The sequence below is a fragment of the Neisseria sp. HMSC061B04 genome, assembly GCF_001836705.1.
Classification (GTDB): Bacteria; Pseudomonadota; Gammaproteobacteria; order Burkholderiales; family Neisseriaceae; genus Neisseria.
In genome coordinates this window covers 89,408-93,843 of the sequence record NZ_KV830205.1, presented here as the reverse complement: position 1 = coordinate 93,843, position 4,436 = coordinate 89,408, and the positions used below count along the sequence as shown (strand labels likewise).

Annotated in this window: 6 protein-coding genes and 1 pseudogene; all 7 read right to left on the bottom strand. The window is 40.0% G+C overall.

All coding sequences use genetic code 11. The features are described from left to right. Window positions 1–219: 219 nt before the first annotated feature. Complete coding sequence (locus HMPREF2661_RS08530) at window positions 220–873, bottom strand: hypothetical protein (RefSeq protein WP_084824325.1); 654 nt, start codon at window positions 871–873, stop codon at window positions 220–222. Window positions 874–1,054: 181 nt separating this feature from the next. Next, window positions 1,055–1,674, bottom strand: a pseudogene (locus HMPREF2661_RS08525) (DDE-type integrase/transposase/recombinase). A gap of 180 nt (window positions 1,675–1,854) precedes the next feature. Further along, complete coding sequence (locus HMPREF2661_RS08520; protein WP_070823374.1) at window positions 1,855–2,253, bottom strand: hypothetical protein; 399 nt, start codon at window positions 2,251–2,253, stop codon at window positions 1,855–1,857. A 96-nt stretch (window positions 2,254–2,349) separates the two neighbouring features. Next, window positions 2,350–3,003: a hypothetical protein gene (locus HMPREF2661_RS08515; protein ID WP_070823372.1), complete on the bottom strand. Its 654-nt coding sequence runs from the start codon at window positions 3,001–3,003 to the stop codon at window positions 2,350–2,352. Window positions 3,004–3,030: 27 nt separating this feature from the next. Further along, a complete protein-coding gene (locus tag HMPREF2661_RS11475) occupies window positions 3,031–3,471 on the bottom strand; it encodes a hypothetical protein (protein ID WP_141759996.1) in 441 nt (146 codons plus the stop codon). Window positions 3,472–3,633: 162 nt separating this feature from the next. Then, complete coding sequence (locus tag HMPREF2661_RS11680; protein WP_199900473.1) at window positions 3,634–3,783, bottom strand: hypothetical protein; 150 nt, start codon at window positions 3,781–3,783, stop codon at window positions 3,634–3,636. A 158-nt stretch (window positions 3,784–3,941) separates the two neighbouring features. Beyond that, window positions 3,942–4,436: hypothetical protein (locus HMPREF2661_RS08510; protein WP_283140443.1), on the bottom strand; the 495-nt coding region annotated here is incomplete at its 5' end.

The following is a 4,436-nucleotide window of genomic DNA, read 5'->3' as shown; positions in this document are numbered from 1 at the left end:
AAAATACGGCGGCGGTCATTAATGCGGTCATCGGTTTCATCGGGTTTCCCTTCTTGGGCTGGCAAAGGCCGTCTGAAAACCAAATACAAAAGGTTTTCAGACGGCCTCAATTATAGCGGAAGTTATGTATAAGCGAATTTGTCGACAGATTAACGGTAAAGGCACAGGTATTGCAGGCGTCTACTGCAAGATTGGCCTGCTGCTGTCTAGTAATATTACTCATGATTGAATTTCCTCAAGGGTTACAGTTATGGTAAACATTTCTTTATGTTCTTCGGCACTATACAATTCAGGAGAGGTAATGCCGAAATTGACAAAATCCGGAGAAATGGAACCATCTTCCCGTGTAAAATAAGGATATGACCATTTCCAATAATATTTGGTTAATGTTTTTTTCTCTATCAAATCATTGAAAATATTTCCAAAACTAAATCTAGTCTCTGATGGCTCTCCTGTTGCTTTAAAACCCAAGCCGAATCCCTCTATCTGCCAATGGCAGACACCTTCATTAAAGTAATTTTCATCCTGCATTGCATCAGTATAGACAATGGCTTCGTATTCAAACTCCCCTAGCTGGCGAACTTCAATTTCCAAATCTTTTTCCGGATTGGCAGCCACTCCTTCAATGCGATTAATAATATACGAGCAATTCCTTGCTCCATAACCTACACTCATACTCCCCATCAACTTCAACGGTCCGGGTGCATCGTTAATTTTGATTTTAAGGCGGTATGCCTGTTTGGGATGGGGGTTTAGCTGAAATCTTGCTTCGGTCTGCTCTTGGATACTCATACTTTTCTCCGAACTGCCACAGGCATTCAGACTTAGGACTGAAAAGACAGCGGCGGTCATTAAGGCGGTTATGGGTTTCATCAAATTTCCCTTCTTGGGACAATAAAAAGGTCGTCTGAAAACAATTCTGACAAACTTGCAAAATGGTTTTCAGACGACCTTCATTATAATGGAAATAGTAGATTTGAAAATGGATAACGGACAAACGGCAAATTTTGGGACAGCGCGGAAATTGTAGGCATGTAGGAAATCATCGCGTTGTTTACACCACAGGTTGAGAAAAATAAGCCTGCAAGACCTCAAACAGCGTATCCCCGTTCAAACTGCGGTGCGGCTTTACAGTGTTTTGGCCGAGCCTTTATATTCCGTACCGTTATCGGAGTAAACGCACTCAATCAGGTATGGGCAGGGATCAATCAGGTGTTCGGTCAGAAACTTGGCGGCACTGTCTGCGGTTTTGTCCGGCAAAATGGCGGCGTATAGCTCCCTTGAGAAATCGTCGATGGCGACAAACAGGTAATCCCGCTTATCGGTGGCTTTCTGTCCTTTGAGCAGCGGCAGCCGTTTGGTATCGAGATGTACCAGCTCTCTGGGGTAGGATTTATTGTAGCGTTTGGCCTGCCTTTTGAGTTTTTCCTGAATGCCGCGTTCTACCTTGGTCAGGCGTTTCATTCCGTACTTTGCCTGTTTGAAACGGTTGTTGGTACTGGTTTGGGGTTTGAGCAGCCTGCCTCTTGCAGCTTTAAGTGCGCGGTAAATGGTGACGCGGCTGACTTGGTAGCGGCGTGCCAGGGAGGTAACGCTTTCCTTTTCCTGCGTGTAGGCCAGCCAAATGGCTTGGCGGTGGTGCGGAGTGAGGCGGGTGTTTTTGTGCATGTTCATGTTTCAGTATTCTCTTGGAAATACTGTAAACAACGCTACTGATTTCTACAGCAAGCAACTTCTCGATTGCCAATAGAACCTTCGGAAGTTACTCCAATTGCAAAATAGGCAATTGCCTGGAAATCAGAATTTGATAGATCTTTACTATTCATATAAACATCCTTATTAGACTTTCTATTTTTACTTAGTTAAAGTATCTGATTTGATATATTTTTCACCAACCAATTTATATCTAACCAGTTTTTTATCGTTAAAAATAAAATATTCTTCCTCCTTATCATAGTTAGGACATATAGCTCGCCAATCTGAGTTTATATTGCAATATCGGACATAAAGTTTATTTCCCTTAATAATGCCTTTTAATTTTCCCGTGTTACCCATTCCCTGCGGAGAACCTTCTGCCCACTCTCCTACTATCATATTTCCACGTTGTTTAAATATAAAATTTCCTATATATTCACGAGAGTCATTTGTTGTGTGATAGTACCATTCGCCTGAAAAATCAGGTTTTTTCCCTAAGGTAGGTAACGAGAAAGCAGACAATAATGTTATTAATAATAATTTTCTAAAATATTTCATACGCCTCCTTTCAAAAATAATTCAATACTTTCAAATAATACTATACCCAGTCAAATAAAACTTACCGATAATTATCAGGACAAGGAAATCTTACACTCATCTTTTTTTACGCCGGTTTATACACCATAATACGACAGCCCATAATATCAGTATGCCTACATATATCGGCCAAAAAATTACTAAAATCATCCATGTATAATCAGAGCCGTGTATTTCTTTAAGTCCTAATGGTGCATCTGCTTGAATTTCCACCACTTCACCAGCTAATACAGGACTTACCGAAACTACCTTAGCCTGCCAGTGGTTATTGCCTGATTTTTCGGCCAATTCAGCGCATGACCAAACTGGAGACAAATTCCTCCATTTCATATTTGTACTTGATGATGATTCATTCATAGCTTCCATACGGCAGGTTTTACCATTATTTAAAACAATATCAATTATTACCGGTTCACCTTGACAGATACGTTTTTCTGTTTTAACGAAATAATCACAATCTCCCAAATCCCTACTGCGTTTTTCCCATTTTTCAGTTCCATAATTGGAATCATCAACTCGAAATCCCAATTTTAAGGGAATTTCATCAGTATCAAAAGGCCTCCAAACCTGCCATTGCACTTCCTGCCCAGGAGTTAGCTTTAATTGTGTCCCCGATAAAGAAGAAGACAGTACGCTCAAACTCATGAATGCAGTAAACAACAATACTGCCAAACACCAAACCTTCCAACCTAGAGTCATTTTAAATTTCACATTTAGTTCCTTTATTCTCAAATCAAACTAACTACATGGACTTATATAATAATGTTTTTCAGACGACCTTTTATCAACAGATAAGCAAGCATTTTGTAAATTGGCACAAAAACTTTGATTTTGAGAAATTTTAGGATATTTCCCTCCATTAAACCGTTTTTCCTGTACTTTTCCGTCAGTCGAAAACAACCACCAAATTTCCTGTCCGTCCTGTGTCAGCATGGAAAACTCTTTTTCGGGAATACGTGGCAGATGGTTTGAAGAAATAAAATCCTCATAAGGTTGGTATGAACTTTGGATACATATGTAGTGTGCATTAGGTGCAATATAAGAAAACGGCAGGGGAGTGTTTTCAGCTTTTTTCCAATCCTCATCACTGATTACGGAAGAAGGGGTGCAACTGGAAAGCACAAATAATGAGAAAAAAGATAACAACTTTTTAGTTGACAGATTTTTAAAATATTTCATAACTGTTCTTGACAATATAGACATTGTTTTTTCGATTCAGCAGCCTGATAGTTGACACTGTTGATCACCATCGCAAGGTCGATGATACCATCCGTAACGCTTGCCGTTCCTCGGTGGGCAACGACAATTTCATTTGTTCGGACATCTTGGTACACCCGTACCTTAGTAGTCTGTTACAGGGTTGTTGCGGACGGCCAAGACTTTGTAGTGATTACCTCCTATGTTAATAGTTTCGTCAGGTTTGGTTATTTGTCGAGTTTGATAAGCATCTACCGCAAGGTCAGCCTGTTGTTGTTTAGTAATATTACTCATAATTAAATCTCCTCGAGCGTAAGAGTAATACTAAATAAATCCTTTCGTCTTTCAACGGGAATTTTATCCAAAGGATCTCCCCAATCAGTGAAGCCAACTCCATCACTTCGTATAAAAATAGAACCGTCCTCATTCCTCGAATAGGGATAACTTCCCTTCTAATAATACTTAGTCAACGTTTTTCTCTCCATCAGAGTATCTAAAAAATTCCCAAAATTGAATTTGGTTTCTTCAATATTTCCTGTTGCCTTGAAAGCCACGCCGAATCCTTGCGGTTTCCAATGACAAACACCTTCACCAAAATAATCTTCATCCATCACTGCATCTACATAAATCACTGTTTCATATTCAAACTCTCCAAGCTGACGAACTGGTATTTCTACATCTTTTTCAGGATTCGCAGTTGCACCCTCAATATGATTAATAACATAAGAACAGTTTTCGGCTTTATAGTCAATTCCAAATTTCTCCGTCAATTTCAACGGACCTGGTGCATCGTTAATTTTAATTCTAAGGCGGTATGCCTGCTTGGGATTGGGGTTCAATTGAAATCTTGCTTCGGTCTGCTCTTGGATACTCATGCTTTTCTCCGAACCGCCACAGGCATTCAGGCTTAAGGCTGAAAATACGGCGGCGGTCATTAATGCGGTCAT

Excerpts from the sequence above, each read along its gene's own strand:
- HMPREF2661_RS11680 (WP_199900473.1), bottom strand. The coding sequence starts at position 3,783 with ATGAGTAATATTACTAAACAACAACAGGCTGACCTTGCGGTAGATGCT.
- HMPREF2661_RS08530 (WP_084824325.1), bottom strand. The coding sequence starts at position 873 with ATGAAACCCATAACCGCCTTAATGACCGCCGCTGTCTTTTCAGTCCTA.
- HMPREF2661_RS08520 (WP_070823374.1), bottom strand. The coding sequence starts at position 2,253 with ATGAAATATTTTAGAAAATTATTATTAATAACATTATTGTCTGCTTTC.
- HMPREF2661_RS11475 (WP_141759996.1), bottom strand. The coding sequence starts at position 3,471 with ATGAAATATTTTAAAAATCTGTCAACTAAAAAGTTGTTATCTTTTTTC.